Raw genomic sequence first — 19,220 nt, 5'->3', positions numbered from 1 at the left:
TAATAATTCTTTATTATATTATTTTTGAGGGGCAAAATTATGCTTTCAATGCTGGAAAAAATCAAACTTAAATCTCTAAAAAATCAAACTGAAAAAAGTTTAAAAGCTCGTGATTTTTCTCAAAGAAATACGCCTTTAAGGTTTTTGGGGTTTTTGGTTGATGAATCATATTTCGACGACTTTGAAAGGTTTTATGAATTTGGAACCTCTCTTGGGTTGCAGAGAAAAGATATTAAGGTCTTTACTTTTATGGAAACCCGAAAAAAGTTACCCACATTAAGGCAAAACCAAATTACCAACAAAGAGTTTAACTGGAGGGGTGATATTAATAATCAAATCGCAAGAGAGTTTCTCGATTTTCAATTTGATGTATTAATTGGATTTACAAATACGGAAAATGATTTTTTAAATGCCTTAATTGCACAAAGCAAAGCAAAGTTTAAAATAGGATTTAATGGAGCAGATGAAAGACTTTTTGACTTGATGTTAGCTGTAGATCCGAAAAATATGGCTGACTTTAAAGCTGAGGTAACTAAATATTTAAAAATCTTAAAAAAAATATAGGTTACAATGTAATCGTAATAAATAATAAAATACTAAATGAAAGAATTAATAGGGACTGGAGTTGCGTTAATCACCCCATTTAAGAGTGATTTTTCGGTTGATGTAGAAGGACTTAAAAATGTAGTAAACTTCAATATTGATAATGGTATCGATTACTTAGTAGTTCTTGGAACTACAGCAGAAAGTGCGACCTTATCTAAAGAAGAGAAGCAGCTGGTTATTGATACAGTGGTCTCTGCAAACAACGGAAGACTTCCTTTGGTTATAGGAATTGGAGGTAACAACACTAAAGAGGTAATTGCCGAAATGAATCAACGTGATCTTTCTGCTTTTACTGCAATACTTTCAGTGTCTCCTTTTTACAATAAACCAACGCAGGAAGGAATTTATCAGCATTTTGCAGCCATTGCGAAAGAGGCACCATTACCAATTATTTTATATAATGTTCCTGGTAGAACAGCGTCAAATATGTTGCCTGAGACTGTAATTCGTTTGGCTAATGATTTTGACAAAATAGTGGCGATTAAAGAAGCTGCGGGGGATATTGTTCAGGCTATGAAATTGATTTCTGGCTGCCCAAAAGATTTCTTAGTTATTTCTGGCGACGATATGATTACCTTACCGATGGTGCTAGCCGGTGGTGCTGGAGTTATATCGGTTATAGGAGAAGGGTTTCCAAAAGAATTTTCAAAAATGGTGAAGCTTGGTCTTGATAAAAAAGTAGATGAAGCTTATCAAATTCACTATAAAATTGCCCCTGCAATCGATTATATATTTGCAGAAGGAAACCCAGCCGGAATTAAAGCTGTATTCAAAAAAATAGGAATTTGTAATGATACTGTAAGGCTGCCCTTAGTTGGGGTTAGTGATAGATTGAGAGCCAAAATAGATTCTTTTATTCAAGAATTCTAATTTGTTAAGATTTTGGAATTGCGTTAAATTTTTCAAAAGGTGTGTAAATAATAGCTTTTAGGGCAATAATTTAGCGTGATAATAAGTTTTGTTGAATCCCGTTTAATTGCCTATTTTTGCACGATGTTTTTTAAGCCCATGAGATTACCTTTTTTTATAATACTTTGTCTTACAATATTACTTTCATCTTGTAGCCAATACCAAGAGGTGTTGCGTAAGGATGACATTGGTAAGAAATACGCTTTTGCAGATTCGCTCTATCAAATGGGTAAATATCGTAAAGGTTTAAAATTGATGGAACAAATTGTTCCTTTATATAGAGGTAAACCACAAGGTGAAAAACTAATGTTTATCTATGCAAATACGTACTACAATTTAGAAGATTATTACCTTGCTGGTTATCAATTTGAGCGTTTTACACAAGCTTATCCACAAAGTGATAGTGTTGAGGTTGCATCGTTTAAATCGGCAAAAAGTTTTTACGAACTTTCTCCTAGGTTTTCATTAGACCAAAGAGACACTCATAAAGGTTTGGAAAAACTTCAGGAATTTATAAACACATATCCAAACTCTGATAAGAGAATGGAAGCTAACGAACTTGTTGCTGAATTGCGTGAAAAACTTGAGAAAAAAGAATTCAAAACTGCAGCGCAATATCTGCATGTAGAAGATTACAAGTCTGCAATTGAAGCATTTGATAACTTTATAACAGATAATCCGGGGTCTATTTATAGAAAAGAAGCATTTTATAATCGTTTCGTTTCAGCTTATAAACTTGCAATAAATAGTATTCCAAGTTTGGTACAAGAGCGTTTAGACATTGCAAAAGGACACTATAAAAATTTTATGAAATATTACAAGGATACAGATCTAGCCTCTGAAGCTGTTGAAATATATGAAGATATAGAGCGCAGAACTGTAACCGAAGAAACAACACCTACTATTTAATTAATTTACTATGGATATTAAAAACTCAGAAGCACCTGTTAACACTGTCACTTTAGACAAAAACTTAATTGATGCTCCCACAAACAACATTTACGAAGCTATTTCTATCATTTCGAAAAGAGCTACGCAAATTAATGGCGATATTAAGAAAGAGCTTTTAGAAAAACTAGATGAGTTTGCAACTTATAACGATAGTTTAGAGGAGATTTTTGAAAACAAAGAACAAATAGAGGTTTCAAAATTCTACGAACGATTGCCAAAACCACACGCTTTAGCAGTGCAGGAATGGTTAGAAAATAAAATTTACTACAGAAATACTGCTGACGAAGTAGTAGAGTAAAAGTGTAATAGAAATAGCTCAAAGTTGAAAATTATTTTAGCTTTGAGCTATATATTTATAATTTGAAAAATTAGATAATGTCTGTTTTGAACCGGAAAAATATCTTGCTTGGCATTACCGGCGGGATTGCCGCGTACAAAGCAGCTTTTTTAGTTAGGCTTCTTGTTAAAAAAGGAGCTAACGTAAAAGTAGTAATGACTTCTTCTGCAAAAGAATTTGTTACACCTTTAACGCTTGCCACGCTTTCTAAAAACGAAGTGTTTTCTTCTTTTACAATTGAAGAAACTGACAATGAAAGCAATCGTGAAGCACAGTGGAATAACCACGTCGAGTTAGCACTTTGGGCAGACTTGATGTTGATTGCTCCAGCTACTGCAAATACGCTTTCTAAAATGGCAAATGGAGGCTGCGATAATTTGTTGCTCGCTTGTTATCTTTCTGCAAAATGTCCTGTTTATTACGCTCCGGCAATGGATTTGGATATGTACCAACACCCAACTACAAATCAAACTTTTGAAAAATTAGAAAGTTTTGGGAATATTCAGATTCCTGCTGCTTTTGGCGAACTTGCGAGTGGTTTAGTAGGTCAAGGAAGAATGGCAGAGCCTGAAAACATTGTTTCTTTCTTAGAAAACGATATTCTTGGAAAGCTTCCGCTTCGCGCTAAAAAAATTCTAATTACAGCAGGTCCAACCTATGAAGCTATTGATCCAGTTCGATTTATAGGAAACCACTCTAGTGGGAAAATGGGGTATTCTATTGCCGAAACAGCAGCGGAATTAGGAGCGGAGGTTGTTCTGATTTCTGGGCCATCTGCATTAAAATTAGAAAATGATTTTGTAAAATTAATTCGTATTACTTCGGCAGAAGAAATGTATCAAGCGGCTCACAAATATTTTGATACAAGTGATATCGCAATATTAAGTGCAGCAGTTGCAGATTACAGACCCGCAGAAGTTTCTTCAGAAAAGATTAAAAAGAAAACGGATAATCTTACAATAGAACTTACAAAAACAAAAGACATACTTGCCTCACTTGGTGCGATTAAGAAAAAGCAATTTCTAGTTGGTTTTGCATTGGAAACTCAAAACGAAGAAGAAAATGCAAAATCGAAACTCAAAAAAAAGAATTTAGATTTAATTGTGCTAAATTCGCTAAGAGATAAAGGTGCTGGTTTTAAATCGGACACTAATAAAGTCACTTTAATAGCTAAAGACAATAAAATGTTGCCTTTCCCTGTTAAACCTAAAAAAGAAGTAGCTAAAGATATTTTAGAATATATTATACAAAACATCCATGCGTAAACTATTATTTTTTATACTATGCACTGCAATTATAATTCCTGCAACTGCGCAAGAATTAAATTGTACGGTAACTGTTGATGCTGAAAAAACAGGACAACCAAATCTTCAGGTTTTTCGTACATTACAGAGTCAATTACTTGAGTTTATAAACAATACCAAATGGACAGATAAAGTTTACAAAAACCAAGAAAGAATTGATTGTAATATGACCTTGGTGATCAATAGTTACGAAGGAGAAACTTTTAGCGGAACACTTCAAATACAATCTTCAAGACCTGTTTATGGATCTACATATGACAGTCCTATTTACAACTATTACGACAAGCAGGTTACCTTTAGATACAAGGAGTTTGAGCCATTAGCACTAAACCTTAACACATTCGATTCTAACCTTATTTCGGTTATTGCATTTCATGTTTATACAGTAATTGGGCTTGATGCCGATACGTTTAGCCCTGAAGGAGGAAAACCGTATTTTGAAATCGCTAAACAAATAACGAGTACAGCAGCTTCTAGTAGTTATTCAGGATGGAAAGCCACTGATGGTAACCAAACAAGATATAGTTATAACGATGCTTTATTATCTTCTGTTTATAAAGATTTTCACGATGCAATGTATATGTATCACCGTGAAGGAATGGATAAAATGGAGTCTAATCAATTAGAAGGTAAAAAAGTTATAGCCGATGCTATTAATAGATTAAAAGGAATTAGCGATAGACGTCCAAATTCATATTTAGTTCGTACTTTCTTTGATGCAAAAACCGATGAAATTCAAGCTGTTTTCAGTGGAGGTCCAAAAGTTGATATTACTAAACTAGTAGAAAACTTAAACAGACTTGCTCCTACAAAACGCAGTAATTGGTCTGAGATTAAGTATTAACGTTAGCGTTAAACCACATACGGTTAAACGCGAGAATTTTAATTCTTACTTAATCTAACTTCTTAAATTCCCACTACTTAATTTTAATGTCATACATTTAAAATATGTTAACTACCCTTGCCATAAAAAACTATGCGCTTATTGAAGATATACGTGTAGATCTTCAAAAGGGATTAACTATTATAACTGGTGAAACGGGAGCAGGAAAGTCGATACTTTTAGGTGCTTTAGCCATGCTTCTTGGGAAAAGAGCAGATTTAAGCAACATTAAAGATTCTTCAAAAAAATGTATAATTGAAGGTCATTTTTCAGTTGAAAATTATGACTTACAATCCATTTTTGAAGAAAATGATTTAGATTACGACTCTCATACTATTATTCGAAGGGAGATTTTACCTAGTGGTAAATCTAGAGCATTTGTCAATGATACGCCAGTATCTTTATCTCAACTTCAGGCTTTATCGCCATTTTTAATAGATATTCATAGTCAAAATGAAACTTTAGAAGTGGTTTCTGAAAGTTTTCAAATGGAGGTGATTGATGCTTTAGCTGGAAATGATAAATTATTAAATACTTACCAATCACAGTTTTCAGACTATAAAGACGTTTCAGAAAAACTAAAGGAGCTAAAACGCCAAAAGGATGAAGCTGCCAAAGAATTAGATTACAATAGTTTTCTCTATAACGAGTTACAGCAGGCGGGGCTTGATAAAATCAATCAAGCAGAATTGGAAGAGGAATATGAAACTCTTAATAATGCCGAATCTATTCAAGAAGCATTTATTACTGTAAATCAGTTGTTAGACCAAGAGCAAATTGGTTCAATTTCCACAGCTAAAGAAGCTCGAGTAGTATTAGGTAAGATTAAAGAATTTTCAACATCATTTGGAAGTTTATGGGAGCGTTTAAACAGCGTTATTCTGGAACTTGAAGATATAGGAGCTGAAGCGGCTAATATTTCAGAAAAAATTGAAGCTAATCCTGAAGAACTTTTTAGGATAAATGAAAAATTACAAACACTATATAAACTTCAGCAAAAACACGCTGTTACTACAGTTGAAGAATTAATTGTGATAGAAAAAAATCTTGAAGAAAAAGTAAATACCACTTTAGGATTAGATGCTGAAATTGAAGACTTAGAAAAGCAAATATCTACGCTTCGATCTAAGGCTTTACAGACTGCAAATTCGCTTCATAGTAAAAGAGAAAAGGCTATTCCAGTTTTAAAGAAGAAACTTGAAGAAACGCTAGATCCTTTGGGTTTGCCGAATGCACAATTTAAATTTGAGCTTGTGGCTTCTGAAACTTTTAAAGGCAATGGTACCGATTCATTGCAGTTATTGTTTACTGCAAATAAAGGTTTAGCATTTGGCCCCTTAAGAAAAGTTGCTTCCGGTGGTGAAATGAGTAGAATAATGCTTGCAATAAAAGCAGTATTAGCTTCGTATAAAAAACTACCTACAATTGTTTTTGATGAGATAGATACAGGGGTTTCGGGAGAAGTAGCTAATAAAATGGCAGTAATAATGCGAAATATGGGTGATAAAATGCAGTTAATTAGTATTACGCATTTACCGCAAATAGCAGCAAAAGGCGAACAGCATATTAAGATTTACAAGGAAGATGTAAAAAATATAACAACTACTCATCTTAAGGTATTAGATACAGATGAACGAATTGTAGAAATTGCCCAAATGCTTGGTGGCAAAAAAGTAACCGAAGCAGCGATGGCTAATGCCAAAGAATTATTGAATTAAAATGTATCTTTACGATTCAAAGTGTGTAATTTTATACTAGCATTACACTATAATATATTGATAACTATTAACATTTAAAATATGTCTTATAATTTACTTAAAGGAAAGCGGGGAATCATCTTTGGAGCTCTTGACGAAAATTCTATAGCTTGGAAAACTGCTGAGCGCGTACATGAAGAAGGTGGTAGCTTTGTGCTTACTAACGCGCCTATCGCTCTGCGTATGGGTCAAATAAAAGAACTTGCTGAAAAAACAAATTCTGAAGTTATTCCAGCAGATGCAACAAATTTGGAAGACCTTGAGAATTTAGTTACTAAGGCAACTGAAATTTTAGGCGGTAAATTAGATTTCGTATTGCATTCAATAGGGATGTCGGTAAACGTTCGAAAAGGTAACCATTATACAAATCAAAATTACGACTTTACGCATAAAGGATGGGATATTTCGGCAGGTTCATTTCATAAAACTATGCAAGTGTTATATCAGAAAGATGCTATGAATGAGTGGGGTAGTATTATTGCGCTAACCTATATGGCATCCCAGCGTGTGTTTCCAGACTATAATGATATGGCCGACAATAAAGCTTATTTGGAGAGTATTGCACGCAGTTTTGGGTATTTCTTTGGGCGTGATAAAAAGGTTCGTGTAAACACAATTTCTCAGTCTCCAACACCAACTACGGCTGGGCAAGGAGTAAAAGGTTTTGATGGCTTTATGAGTTATGCCGATAAAATGTCGCCATTAGGAAATGCAACTGCTCTTGACTGTGCAAATTATACGGTAGCAATGTTTAGTGATCTTACCAAAAGAGTAACCCTACAGAATTTGTATAACGATGGTGGTTTCTCTAATATGGGAGTAAGCGATGCTGTAATGGAAGCTTTTGTTGAGGGGAAATAAAAATTTTAATTTTTTATTAAATCATCAATCCTGTGCAGTTAACTGTACAGGATTTTCTTTTTATCATCAAATTTGTTAATGTATCTTTTGTTTGTTAACAATATTTTAAATACATTTAAAGTATTATTAACTAAATACTTATCAAATTATGAAGAAAAGTACTCTCATTGGGTGCTTCATCGGCTTGCTTGCGCTTACGATGAATGCCCAGGTTACTCAGCCTTCTACTTCGACGACTGTCACCAGTACGACGAAGACAGAAGTCCAGAAAAAATCCAACTCCTCCTTGCAGGATTTGTTGGTAAGGTATAATAATGTCGGGAAGTATAGTGGTTCTATTTCCGATCATTTTACGACAGAGGAGCAGCAAATGTTACGTTCCTATTTTAAAGCTCAAAATAACACTACAAATAGTGTAAGAGGTGTAAACTCAAATGTTAGTTCTGACGCACCTAATAGTCTTTTAGAATTTTCAAGATTAAATGGTAGAGTAAACACGAATCCATTTCACCAAAAATCTTCTAACAGTGGTAACAATGCAAGAGTATCTGATGCACCGCTTACCCTTTCAGAACAGGCCATTGCAAATGGATATGTTGGCAGTACTCCAAGATATCAAAATGCTATTGGTCTAACATCTTTAGAGCAAGCTGAGATCTTAGCTGCTGAAGCTGCTGCACAGCAAAGAGGTACTCCTAACTTTAACGTTCAAAACCAGGCTACTCAAAATAGAGTTTTATCTCAAATTGTACCTACTGCAGGTGCAACGGAAACTTTTGCAGTAGTACCAGGGGATTTCTTTTATGATCCATCTGATGGTACGACTGGAGGACCGGGTGGGGATTGTTCTACAACTTCTTCAGGAGATTCGGGTGACTATCCTAACTGTGGTTGTGCTACAGTTACTACATTAACTGGTACTGATCTTTCTGTAGAATTTTTATCATTTAGAGTATTTGGAAATTTTGATTATTTAAATATTTATGATGGACCCGACACGAGTTCACCACAGATTTATGATAGCAACTTAAATAGCGATACAGATGAGCTTGCAGGAATGATTGCTGCAAATGGTTCAGCAGTATTTACATCTACAACAGGTGCTTTAACTTTTGAATTTTATGCCACTTCAGTAGTTAATACTTGTGGATGGGAAGTTGAAGTTCTTTCTGGTGGAGGTGGAGGATCTTTTCCTGCTCCATATTGTGGACCTATAGAATTTAACAATGCTGTAGAACCTATTACCTTGGTTGAGGTAGCAGGAATTAGTAATGTTTCTGATGCTACGATTGATGGGTCTCCTGCGCACGAAGATTTTACAGCAATTAGCGGTGATATGGAAGAAGGAATGTCTTATCCAATTGCCTTAGAGGGTAATACAGGTGGTACTTTTACAAATAGTTTTACTGTATTTATAGATTGGAATCAAGATGGAATTTTGGATAATGCGAGTGAACGATATGAAATTGGAACTATAAGTGGTTCTAATGGTACAGACGGACAACAAGCTACTGGCACAATTGATGTTCCTGCAGGGGTTCTTGAAGGACCAACTAGAATGCGAGTTATAAAGAAATTTCTCTCTAGCTATGCAACAGATTCTTGTGATCCGGGTTCAAGCTATGGACAAGCCGAAGATTATACCATTAATGTAACTGCTGCCGGTGGTGGTGGAACAGGAGGTCCTTGTGCTACTACAGGCCCGAGTAACGGTTTTGAAAACGGAAAGAGTTTCCTTAAAAATTTAGGACGAATTGTTGCTCATGACTTAACTGTAGTTGACGGTGAGAATATGACTTTAGAGTCAATCACAATAACAGCATTTATTGGAGCTGAAGGTTCAGGTGTGAATGCAGATAATGTAGATGTATTTATTTACGCAGACGACGGTTCTGGCGCTCCTGGAGCATTAATTACATCAGAAACAAGTTTAGTTCCAGATTCACAAACAGTTATTGGAAGTAACTTTGGATTTGATGCTTGGAGTGTAGTACTTGATATAGCTGATGTTGATCTACCTGGACAAAATGGTGCAGATACTACTTATTGGATAGGTGTATCACTTGAGCCAACAGACGGAAGTAATACTTTTTGGGAAAATTCTACTGCCGGAGTTATTGGATATGGAGAAGCTTATGACGATGGTCTTGGTGGAGGATACATAGTTGATTCAGCATTAGAAGGGGTTTATACCTTCGATGGTACTTGTGAGCCAATTGGCGGCGGAGGAACGGGAGGTCCTTGTGTTACTACAGGTCCGAGTAATGGTCTTGAAAATGGTAAGAGTTTCCTTAAAAACTTAGGCCGAATTGCGGCTAATGACTTAACTGTCGCTGACGGTGAGAACATGACTTTAGAGTCAATTACAATAACAGCATTTATTGGAGCTGAAGGTTCTGGTGTGAATGCAGATAATGTTGATGTATTTATTTACGCAGACGATGGTTCTGGTGCTCCTGGGGCATTAATTACTTCGCAAACAAGCTTAGTTCCAGATTCACAAACAGTTATTGGAAGTAACTTTGGGTTTGACGCTTGGAGTGTAGTACTTGATATTGCTGATGTTGATCTACCTGGACAAAATGGTGCAGATACGACTTATTGGATAGGTTTGTCTCTTGAGCCAACAGACGGAAGTAATACTTTCTGGGAAAATTCTACTGCTGGAGTTATTGGATACGGGGAAGCTTATGACGATGGTCTTGGTGGTGGATTCGTAATTGATTCAACATTAGAAGGTGTATATAGTTTTGAGGGTACTTGTGAGCCAATTGGTGGCGGTGGTGGACCAGGTCCATTAACTACCGTATACGGTATTAATAATGGAAATCTAGAATTAATAGGTTTTGGAGTAGCGACGCCTCAGAATACTGAAGTTTTTGGATCATCTCCAGTAACAGTTAATTTTGAAAATGCGGGTGCAATCGACCCTGCAAATCCAACAACAGGATACGTGTTAGATAACGGAGGTGATTTCTTCTCTTTCGATGTTGTTACGGGTATTTATACTCCACTAGGAAATATCCCTGGAGACTGGGTTGGAATGGAATTCGACCAAACTACTGGAATCCTCTATGCACTAAACAGCAATAGCCTTTATACTATAGACCCTGTAGCGGTTACTTCTACAATGGTTGGAACTTTGAATATGCCAGCTACAGACTTTCCAATTGCTCTTGCAATTGATGGAGCTGGAGTAGGATATACTTATGATTTGGTTACCGATACCTTCCACTCAATAGATCTTGCAACGGCTGCATCAACACCAATTGGTAATATTGGGTTTGTTGCTAATTTCGGGCAAGGTATGGCTTGGGATCCAACAACCGATACAGTTTATATGGCTGCTTTTAACAGTGATACATTTCAAGCAGAATGGCGCTCAGTAGATTTAAGTACAGGTATGGCAACATTAATTGGTCCTATCGTAACTACTGCAGCTACTACTCAAGTTGCTTGGGCATCTGTAGGAGAGACTTTAGATCCACCTACTTGTCCTGAACCAACTTTCCTTACTGTAACTAACATTACTCCAACGTCTGTAGATTTATCGTGGACAGGGGAGCCTAATGCAAGCAATGGTTATATTTGGTACATTTTTGATGCGGGTGCAAACCCAACTACAGATACACCAGTAGTTACAGGAACTACTCCTTCGGGAACAACTTCTGCAACTGCTACAGGTTTGACAAGTGGAATGAATTATGACTTCTATGTTGTTGCAGACTGTGGAACCGTAGATGGTTTAAGTACTCATGCAGGACCTGTTACATTCGCAACCCCACCAGCTTGTGGAGATAAATTCTACGATGATGGAGGTCCAAATGGTGATTATAGCAACTCTGCAAATATCACAACTACAATAGTTCCTGATGTTTCTGGTGATGTTGTTACTGTAACTTTCTTATCATTTGAAACAGAAGCTAATTGGGATGCATTATATGTTTATGATGGACCTGATGCAACTGCTCCTATTATTTCTAGTGGAAATCCTGGTACAACAGGTGGATTCCCTCCAGGAGGATATTGGGGTAGTACTATTCCAGGACCATTCACTTCAACACATCCAAGTGGAGCTCTTACTTTCGTATTTATGAGTGATGGGTCATTCGCGTATTCAGGATGGGAAGCTGATATTACATGTGCACCAGTACCGCCACCAAACGATAAGATTGCTAACTCTATTGATGTAGATGAAATTGGATTCCCTTATACAGATCCTCAGGTTAATATGCCTGCAGCTACAACAGAAGATGGTAATCCAAATGGATGCGATCTTACAGGAGCAAATGGTGTTTGGTATAATTTTGTGCCAACTGGAGATGGAACTGCAACAGCAACCATCGTAACTCCAGGTGGGGCGAGCTCAGTAACTTTCTATACTGCACCTGACGAAAATGCAGTAGAAACTGATCTTACATTGGTAGACCAAAATACTAACCAATGTGCTCCAGGTACTTCTGCATCTATTAATACTGTCGCAGGACAAGCATATTATGTTTTCGTATTGAATAATGGTGCTGAAACTGATATAGTAATTGATGGAACCAACTTAGGTATCGCAGACAATACTATTGAAGGTTTCTCTTTCTATCCGAATCCAACTACAACAATATTGAATATGAACAGCGTAGACAACATTGAGTCTGTTGCTCTTTTCAATATGTTAGGACAAAGAGTGATTGATGCCCAAATTAATGCTACAACATCACAATTAGATGTTTCAAGCCTTAGTACTGGTACATACATTATGCGAGTAACTGCTAATGGACAAACTGGAACTTACAGGGTTATTAAAAATTAAGTTTTAATAGTTTAATTTTATTTAAAGACCACCTGCGAAAGCGGGTGGTTTTTTTTATTTGAGTAACTTTGCCACATGTTGTTAAAATACTCATTTATTATACCTGTATATAACCGACCTCAGGAGGTTAGAGAGCTATTGAATAGTCTTGTTGAACTTGATTATTCAGGGGATTTTGAAATTGTAATAGTAGAAGATGGATCTACCATAACATCGAAGAAGGTGGTTAATGAGTTTTCAAATAAGCTCCATATTTCATACTATTTTAAAGAGAACTCTGGCCCTGGAGAATCTCGAAACTACGGAATGCAAAGAGCCAAAGGAAATTATTTTATTATATTAGATTCCGATTGTATATTGCCACGGCATTATCTTATTACGGTTGATGAGTTTTTAAAAAATTCATTTTACCATTGTTTCGGGGGTGCCGATGCAGCGCACCAAAGCTTTACACCACTGCAAAAAGCTATTAATTACACCATGACATCCTTTTTAACAACAGGAGGAATAAGAGGTAGCGAAGTAAGTGTAAACTCTTTTGAACCAAGGAGTTTTAATATGGGAATTTCAAAGGAGGTTTTTGAGAAAACAGGAGGATACGGTAAAATTCATCCCGGCGAAGATCCTGATTTATCACAACGAATTTTAAAAGCTGGATACAAAACAGTTTTCCTCCCAAATGCGTATGTATATCACAAAAGAAGAATTTCTTGGAAAAAATTTCACGTTCAGGTTAAAAAGTTCGGTATGGTTAGACCTATATTAAGCAAATGGCATCCTTCATCGGCAAAAATAACCTTTTGGCTTCCAACTTTATTTGTATTATTTACTATAGCTTCAATTTTGGGAACGCTATTTTTATCTCCTTATCTTGGGATACCACTAGCAATTTACCTAGTATTGATATTGATTGACTCATCTATTAAAAATAAAAGTGTTTATATTGGTGCTTTATCTGTAATAGCAGTATTTATTCAGTTTTTTGGGTATGGTTTGGCGTTTTTAAAATCGAGTTTTTTTATTGGACTTCTCAATAAAAATCCACATGAGCAATTTCCATCTTTATTTTTTAAGTAACTTTATAAACTAATAATCACTTAAATATGTTCAAGGGAATTTTTAGAAACCTTAATAAAAAAAAAGTTAAGCGTTTTTTACTTTTTTTAACCCTGGCAACCATATTTTGGGTTTTTACAAAATTTAGCCGAGAGTTTACAGCTTCAATAAATACTAAAATTGAATATTCAAATATTCCAGAGACTACAACTTTATCAGAAAATACAGTTCGAGATATCGATTTTGATCTAACAGCAAACGGGTTTGAAATTTTGTATTATAAAGTGAAGAAGCCGTCAATAGAAATAAATATCGAAGATTACCTTGAAAACAATAAGTTTAATTTTGAAATACCTAACAAGAACCTCTTAGGACTAATAGGATTAAAATTTGGAAGTAGCAGAGCTATCAAAAACCTGTCTATTGAAGACTTAAAAGTCCAGTTAGACCCAATTGTACTTAAGAGAGTTCCAATTAAAGCCTTAACGTCTATTTCGTATAAAAATGGATTTAAAGCCGTTGACTCATTAAAATTTACGCCCGATTCTGTGTTAATATCTGGTCCTAAAAAGATTATAAATGAATTAAAATACGTTCAGACAGAGCCTATTGAAATAAAAAATGTAGATAGAGATATTTCTAGAAAAGTAGCTATAAGTAAACCATCAGAGGATGTTATTGCTGTTAAGCCACAAGAGGTTACTGCAAATCTAAAAGTTGCAGAATTTTCACAAGGAGAATTTACATTACCGGTAGAAATCGTAAATCTACCGCCTAATATTGAAATTAAATTAGTGCCCTCTACAATCACACTAAAATTTGACGTTTCTGTCGATGAGTTTGCCGAGCTTACCAAAGATAAGTTTAGGGTTATTTGCGATTATTCAAAAATGAATAAAGAGGGGAAGTTTATGATTCCGTTCTTAGAATCTAAGCCAGAAAATGTTTACAATATAGTTTTCGAACCTAAAAAAATCGATCTTTTAATCGTAAAATAAAGTAATAGTATAAATGAAAGTAGTTGGTCTTACTGGAGGTATTGGCAGCGGCAAAACAACTGTTTTAAAAATGTTTGCTGCTTTAGGTGTGCCAGTTTATATCGCTGATAATGAAGCGAAAAAATTAACAAATTCATCGCCTATAATTCGCCAAAAACTTACAGATTTACTTGGGAAAGAAGCCTATCAAAATGATGAGTTAAACCGTAAATTCGTCGCAGAAAAGATCTTTAATGATAAGGAATTGTTAGAAGCGGTTAATGCAATTATTCACCCACAAGTTGGCATTCACTTCCAAAAATGGCTAGAAGAACAAACAAGTGATTACGTTATCAAGGAAGCCGCTATTCTTTTTGAAAATGGCAGTTATAAAAACTGTGATTTAGTAATATTAGTGACAGCTCCCGAGGAAGAAAGAATAGCCCGCGTAATGATGCGCGATGGAACTACAAAAAGCCAAGTACAAGATCGAATTAAAAATCAATGGCCCGATTCTAAAAAGAAAAAATTGGCCGATTTTATTATCGAAAACATTGATTTAGAAGACACTCAGAATTTAGTAAACCAAATTCATTTGTCCCTTAGTTAAACCCACGTTAAATCTAGCCTTTTCTTTTGTTAACATTTGGTTAAATGAACAATGAGCTAAATGTTAAAATCTTATTTTTGAGGCCATGAACAAAAAGCTATTTGTTTTACTCATAGCTCTAATGAGCCTCTCTTTATTAGGGATAGTTTTTGTACAGGGCTATTGGATTTCTAATGCATATAGTACTAAGGCTGATCAATTTACAATTACTGCAAAGCAAGTGCTTTTGACGGTAGCTAAGGAAATTAAACTAAAGGAAACTGAGGCTTATTACAAGCTTTATATGCCATATGTAGATAGCATTAAAGTGCCAGACAATGTTAGTTTCACTGAGTTGGCTTATAAGATTCAGAATAAAACAACGAATGAAACATACATTTTTACTGATGGTATATTAGAACAAGACTTTAAGCTTTCTTCAGGACTATTAAATTTAGATACTGATTCGATTCAGTTTAGAAAACTAACAAATCGCAAAACGCAAACTAAATTATCATCTGGAATAGATGGAAATACAGTTTCCGAAACACGTGTTGAATCTTTTTCTAGATTAAAGGATTATGAACAAAAGCAATTCGAAAATTTTGTAAGTACAATTAATACACTTACTCCAATTTATAAAAGAATAAGTGTTTCCGAAATAAAGGATTTATTAAATAATGAATTAAAAGAACGAGGATTGAATACCAAGTTCGAATTTGCTGTTTATAGTAACGAAATAGAAACCAAAGTAAGAACTAAAAACTTTAAGTATAATGAAGAAAGCACTTACATGGTTCCGCTCTTTGAAAATAGCAATAAAGCCAGCTACGAGTTATATGTAAACTTTTCAGGAAAAGAAAAGCTTGTCTGGAATAGTATTTTAGGAATGGCAATCCTTTCCTTGGTGTTTACTGCAGTTATTATTCTTGCTTATTCTAGTGCGATTTCTCAAATTTATAAACAACGACAAATCTCTCAGATTAAGACAGATTTTATAAATAATATGACTCACGAGTTTAAAACGCCAATTGCAACTATTAATCTTGCATTAGACTCACTTAAAAATCCCAAAGTAAAGGATAATAAAGAGTTTCTAGAGCGTTATTTAGGGATGATAAGAGAAGAAAATAAAAGGATGCACGCGCAAGTTGAAAATGTTCTTCGAATTTCAAAACTAGAAAAGAATGAGTTGGACCTGCCAAAAGAACGTGTTAATCTTCAAGAAGTAGTAGAGGATGCAATTAGCCACGTAAGTTTAATTGTTGAAGATAGAGGAGGTTATATAAAAACGCATTACGGAGCGCTTAAGTCTGCAGTTTTGGCTAATGAATCGCATTTAACAAATGTTATTGTAAATCTTTTAGATAACGCAGTAAAATATTCTGATGACGAACCTAAAATTGACATCTACTCAGAAAACGTAAAAAATAGTGTGATTCTTAAAATCCGTGATCAAGGTACTGGGATGTCAAAGGCAGTACAAAAGAGAATTTTTGAGAAATTTTACAGAGAACATACTGGCGATATACACAACGTAAAAGGACATGGCCTAGGTCTAGCTTACGTAAAACGAATTTTGGATGATCACGATGCCGAAATTTATGTTGAAAGTGAAAAAGGAAAAGGCAGCACATTTATAATAAAATTACACTTAATATCTTAGAATTATGGAAACAGAAAACAAAAAGATCCTTCTAGTGGAAGACGATCCAAATTTTGGAACAGTATTAAAGGACTATTTGGCAATGAATGATTATAACGTTACTCACGCCAAAAATGGGATGGAAGGTTTCGAGAAATTTAAAAAAGACGATTTTGATCTCTGCATACTTGACGTAATGATGCCGTATAAAGACGGATTTACATTAGCGAAGGAAATTCGTGAAAAAAACGAAGATGTTCCAATTATTTTCTTAACAGCAAAAGCTATGAAAGAAGATGTGCTTAAAGGATATAAAGTGGGGGCAGACGATTATCTAAATAAGCCATTTGATAGTGAGGTGCTTTTAATGAAAATAAAAGCGATTATTCAAAGAAAAGCTACAGATAGTATTGCAGACAGTAAACAGTTTGAATTCGAGATTGGTAATTTCCACCTTAATTCGAAGTTGCGTTTCTTAACGTATAAAGAGGAGTCTCCAATTAAATTATCTCCCAAAGAAAATGAATTATTAAGGCTTTTGGCTTTACATAAAAACGATTTAATGCCGCGTGAATTGGCACTTACTAAAATCTGGAGAGATGACAACTATTTCACATCAAGAAGTATGGATGTATATATTGCAAAACTGCGTAAATACATCGGAAAAGATGAGGATGTTGAAATCATTAACATCCACGGTGAAGGGTTCCGTTTAGTTGTAAAAAGCGAAGTAGACAACTAGTATTTTAGAGTAAGATATGTGTAAAAAAACGCCTTTATTAGGCGTTTTTTTCATTTATAAAATTGATGATTTCAATTGCGTCTGTTTTATAATCAAACCAATGAATATCTTTGTTTTTTTTAAACCATGTTTTTTGTCTCTTTGCAAATCGGCGTGTGTTTTTCTTTATTTCTGAAATTGCTTCTTCCTTAGAAAGATTGTTTTCGAAGTATTCAAAAAGCTCTCGATACCCTACCGTTTGAAGCGCATTTCTATCCTTGTGTTTAAACAGTTGTTGAGCCTCTTCAATAAGTCCCTCAGAAATCATATTATCAACACGTAGATTTATACGGTCGTAAACTATTTCTCTTTCGGCTTCTAAGCCAATAATTATAGTGTCAAAATTTCTTTTAATAGTATCTTTTTTTAAAAAGGAAGAATATGGTTTTTCCGTAAATCTATAAATTTCTAGAGCGCGTATTAACCTATGCGGGTTGTTGATATCTACTTTTTCATAATAGATAGCATCTGTTTTTTTAAGTTCCCTTTGTAAGTGTTCTATTCCATTCTCATCGAGCTCAGAATTCAGTTTTTCTCTTACTTCTGCAGGTACTTCAGGAAAATGATCCAAACCATTCACTACGGCATCTACATATAATCCAGACCCTCCAACCATTATTGCAATATTCTTATATGTGAAATACTCATCTAAAAAAGCAATTGCTTCTCTTTCAAAATCACCTACGGAATAATCTTCAAAAATGCTTTTATTTTGAATAAAATGATGCGGAACGGCCGCCAGTTCCTCATGCGAAGGCACAGCTGTTCCAATGAACATTTCCTTAAAAAACTGTCGAGAATCTGCCGAAATTATTTCAGCAGAAAAGGCTTGAGCAAGTTTTATTGCCATTGCCGTTTTTCCGATAGCTGTTGGACCAACTACACAAATAAGCAATGGGTTATTATGTGTTTTCAATTTGATTTAATTCTTCATTAAGATTGTGCCCACATTTATGGCAGAATTCTGCGTCATCTCTGTGCTTTTGTTCTAGGCAATTTCTACAAGATAATGTATTTACGTGAACGTAATCATCAGGAATTTTTCTTACATATTGAGCACTTACAATACCTGTAGGAACGGCTATTACACCATAACCAAGTATCATTATTAAAGTTGCTAAAAATCTTCCAGCGGGTGTTACCGGAGCTATATCACCAAAGCCTACGGTGGTTAAGGTTACAATACACCAATAAATACTTACTGGGATATTTTCAAAACCACTTGCTTCTCCTTCAATTAAGTACATTAAGGTTCCAGCAATAGTTGCTACAATAAGAACTGCAAAAATGAAAATAAAAATTTTAGGCCTGCTCTCTATTAAAGCCTTTTTAAGTTTATTTCCTTCTCCTATATAACGGGTTATTTTCAAGATTCTAAAAACACGTAATAGTCGTAAAGCTCTAACAGTTAATAAATAATTACTGCCTACTAGAATGAATGAAAGGTATAGAGGAATTGTAGATAAAAAATCTATTATTCCATAAAAACTAAATATATAATGCTTAGGCTTTTTTACCGATATTATTCGCGCTATATATTCTATCGTGAAAAAGATAGTAATCGTCCATTCAATTATATAAAATAACTCGTGATACTTTAAGTCTATAGACTTAACGCTCTCCAACATTACAATTAATACACTTAAAAGTATGAGAATGAGGAGCGTTATGTCGAAAAGCTTCCCCATTGGTGTATCTGCCTCATAGATAATTTCGTGTAGTCTGTAGCGCCAAGATTTTTTATTAGATGGTTTCATATA

General features: G+C 34.8%; 16 protein-coding genes. 14 read left to right on the top strand and 2 right to left on the bottom strand.

The window, feature by feature from the left end:
* Nucleotides 1-48: 48 nt before the first annotated feature.
* The 14 genes from RT250_RS00475 to RT250_RS00410 all read left to right on the top strand — a co-directional run bounded on the left by RT250_RS00475 (nucleotide 49) and on the right by RT250_RS00410 (nucleotide 17,421).
* The gene (locus RT250_RS00475) at nucleotides 49-564 is read left to right on the top strand and encodes a DUF6913 domain-containing protein (RefSeq protein ID WP_313111115.1); all 516 of its coding nucleotides are present in this window, start codon (nucleotides 49-51) and stop codon (nucleotides 562-564) included.
* Nucleotides 565-600: 36 nt separating this feature from the next.
* Nucleotides 601-1,476 (top strand): 4-hydroxy-tetrahydrodipicolinate synthase, encoded by an 876-nt coding sequence (gene dapA / locus RT250_RS00470; protein WP_313111113.1) that lies wholly within the window; start codon nucleotides 601-603, stop codon nucleotides 1,474-1,476.
* Between the two features lie 138 nt (nucleotides 1,477-1,614).
* Entirely contained in the window at nucleotides 1,615-2,424 is an 810-nt protein-coding gene (locus RT250_RS00465; protein ID WP_313111111.1) for an outer membrane protein assembly factor BamD, read from the top strand.
* A 10-nt stretch (nucleotides 2,425-2,434) separates the two neighbouring features.
* Entirely contained in the window at nucleotides 2,435-2,764 is a 330-nt protein-coding gene (locus tag RT250_RS00460) for a DNA-directed RNA polymerase subunit omega (protein ID WP_139855125.1), read from the top strand.
* Nucleotides 2,765-2,841: 77 nt separating this feature from the next.
* Nucleotides 2,842-4,068: a bifunctional phosphopantothenoylcysteine decarboxylase/phosphopantothenate--cysteine ligase CoaBC gene (gene coaBC, locus RT250_RS00455; protein WP_313111108.1), complete on the top strand. Its 1,227-nt coding sequence runs from the start codon at nucleotides 2,842-2,844 to the stop codon at nucleotides 4,066-4,068.
* A complete protein-coding gene (gene porD / locus RT250_RS00450) occupies nucleotides 4,061-4,951 on the top strand; it encodes a type IX secretion system protein PorD (protein WP_313111106.1) in 891 nt (296 codons plus the stop codon). The genes coaBC and porD overlap by 8 nt, the downstream gene beginning before the upstream one ends.
* A gap of 104 nt (nucleotides 4,952-5,055) precedes the next feature.
* On the top strand, nucleotides 5,056-6,708 hold the full coding sequence (gene recN, locus RT250_RS00445) for a DNA repair protein RecN (protein WP_313111104.1): 1,653 nt from the start codon (nucleotides 5,056-5,058) through the stop codon (nucleotides 6,706-6,708).
* Nucleotides 6,709-6,789: 81 nt separating this feature from the next.
* Nucleotides 6,790-7,608: an enoyl-ACP reductase FabI gene (locus RT250_RS00440; protein ID WP_165147387.1), complete on the top strand. Its 819-nt coding sequence runs from the start codon at nucleotides 6,790-6,792 to the stop codon at nucleotides 7,606-7,608.
* Nucleotides 7,609-7,756: 148 nt separating this feature from the next.
* The gene (locus tag RT250_RS00435; protein WP_313111102.1) at nucleotides 7,757-12,412 is read left to right on the top strand and encodes a GEVED domain-containing protein; all 4,656 of its coding nucleotides are present in this window, start codon (nucleotides 7,757-7,759) and stop codon (nucleotides 12,410-12,412) included.
* Nucleotides 12,413-12,487: 75 nt separating this feature from the next.
* On the top strand, nucleotides 12,488-13,489 hold the full coding sequence (locus tag RT250_RS00430; protein WP_313111100.1) for a glycosyltransferase family 2 protein: 1,002 nt from the start codon (nucleotides 12,488-12,490) through the stop codon (nucleotides 13,487-13,489).
* A 26-nt stretch (nucleotides 13,490-13,515) separates the two neighbouring features.
* A complete protein-coding gene (locus RT250_RS00425; protein WP_313111098.1) occupies nucleotides 13,516-14,466 on the top strand; it encodes a CdaR family protein in 951 nt (316 codons plus the stop codon).
* 13 nt (nucleotides 14,467-14,479) lie between these two features.
* Nucleotides 14,480-15,055, top strand: coding sequence for a dephospho-CoA kinase (coaE, locus tag RT250_RS00420; RefSeq protein WP_313111096.1), 576 nt, complete (start codon nucleotides 14,480-14,482; stop codon nucleotides 15,053-15,055).
* 121 nt (nucleotides 15,056-15,176) lie between these two features.
* Nucleotides 15,177-16,700 carry a sensor histidine kinase gene (locus RT250_RS00415; RefSeq protein ID WP_313111094.1) on the top strand — a complete coding sequence of 508 codons (1,524 nt, stop codon included), beginning with the start codon at nucleotides 15,177-15,179 and terminating at the stop codon, nucleotides 16,698-16,700.
* Nucleotides 16,701-16,704: 4 nt separating this feature from the next.
* Nucleotides 16,705-17,421, top strand: coding sequence for a response regulator transcription factor (locus RT250_RS00410; RefSeq protein ID WP_139855135.1), 717 nt, complete (start codon nucleotides 16,705-16,707; stop codon nucleotides 17,419-17,421).
* A gap of 37 nt (nucleotides 17,422-17,458) precedes the next feature.
* Here the strand turns inward: RT250_RS00410 and miaA are convergent, their stop codons facing one another.
* Nucleotides 17,459-18,376 carry a tRNA (adenosine(37)-N6)-dimethylallyltransferase MiaA gene (miaA, locus tag RT250_RS00405; protein WP_313111091.1) on the bottom strand — a complete coding sequence of 306 codons (918 nt, stop codon included), beginning with the start codon at nucleotides 18,374-18,376 and terminating at the stop codon, nucleotides 17,459-17,461.
* Nucleotides 18,363-19,217: an ion transporter gene (locus tag RT250_RS00400; protein ID WP_313111090.1), complete on the bottom strand. Its 855-nt coding sequence runs from the start codon at nucleotides 19,215-19,217 to the stop codon at nucleotides 18,363-18,365. The genes miaA and RT250_RS00400 overlap by 14 nt, the downstream gene beginning before the upstream one ends.
* Between the last annotated feature and the right edge of the window lie 3 nt (nucleotides 19,218-19,220).

This window comes from Aequorivita sediminis (assembly GCF_032080575.2).
Taxonomy (GTDB): Bacteria; Bacteroidota; Bacteroidia; order Flavobacteriales; family Flavobacteriaceae; genus Aequorivita; species Aequorivita sediminis.
The sequence above is the reverse complement of the archived record's forward strand: the minus strand, read 5'-3'. Positions and strand labels throughout refer to the sequence as shown.